Raw genomic sequence first — 1,202 nt, forward strand, 5'->3', positions numbered from 1 at the left:
TTGCTGCTTGAGCTGGGGGTGGCCGCAGAGACCAGCGAGAAGCGACTGTTTACTAAAAACACAGGTCCGTGCGAAGCCGTAAGGCGATGTATACGGACTGACGCCTGCCCGGTGCTGGAACGTTAAGGGGACCGGTTAGTCAGACTTCGGTCTGGCGAAGCTGAGAACTTAAGCGCCAGTAAACGGCGGTGGTAACTATAACCATCCTAAGGTAGCGAAATTCCTTGTCGGGTAAGTTCCGACCTGCACGAATGGCGTAACGACTTCTCGACTGTCTCAACCATAGGCCCGGTGAAATTGCACTACGAGTAAAGATGCTCGTTTCGCGCAGCAGGACGGAAAGACCCCGGGACCTTTACTATAGTTTGATATTGGTGTTCGGTTCGGCTTGTGTAGGATAGCTGGGAGACTGTGAAGCATTGGCGCCAGCCAGTGTGGAGTCGTCGTTGAAATACCAGTCTGGTCGTGCTGGATGTCTAACCTGGGTCCGTGATCCGGATCAGGGACAGTGTCTGATGGGTAGTTTAACTGGGGCGGTTGCCTCCTAAAGAGTAACGGAGGCGCCCAAAGGTTCCCTCAGCCTGGTTGGCAATCAGGTGTTGAGTGTAAGTGCACAAGGGAGCTTGACTGTGAGACCGACGGGTCGAGCAGGGACGAAAGTCGGGACTAGTGATCCGGCGGTGGCTTGTGGAAGCGCCGTCGCTCAACGGATAAAAGGTACCCCGGGGATAACAGGCTGATCTTCCCCAAGAGTCCATATCGACGGGATGGTTTGGCACCTCGATGTCGGCTCGTCGCATCCTGGGGCTGGAGTCGGTCCCAAGGGTTGGGCTGTTCGCCCATTAAAGCGGTACGCGAGCTGGGTTTAGAACGTCGTGAGACAGTTCGGTCCCTATCCGCTGTGCGCGTAGGAGTCTTGAGAAGGGCTGTCCCTAGTACGAGAGGACCGGGACGGACGAACCTCTGGTGTGCCAGTTGTCCTGCCAAGGGCATGGCTGGTTGGCTACGTTCGGGAGGGATAACCGCTGAAAGCATCTAAGCGGGAAGCCTGCTTCGAGATGAGGGCTCCCACCAACTAGATTGGTTAAGGCTCCCAGTAGACGACTGGGTTGATAGGCCGGATGTGGAAGCCCTGTAAGGGGTGAAGCTGACCGGTACTAATAGGCCGAGGGCTTGTCCTCAGTTGCTCGCGTCCACTGTGT

Annotated in this window: 1 rRNA gene; it reads left to right on the top strand. The window is 56.3% G+C overall.

Annotated features, from left to right (window positions below):
- A 23S ribosomal RNA gene (locus ACH4DZ_RS45030) occupies positions 1-1,181 on the top strand; the annotation flags it as partial.
- Positions 1,182-1,202: the final 21 nt, after the last annotated feature.

It is taken from the genome of Streptomyces sp. NPDC017991 (assembly GCF_044328075.1).
Lineage (GTDB): Bacteria > Actinomycetota > Actinomycetes > Streptomycetales > Streptomycetaceae > Streptomyces.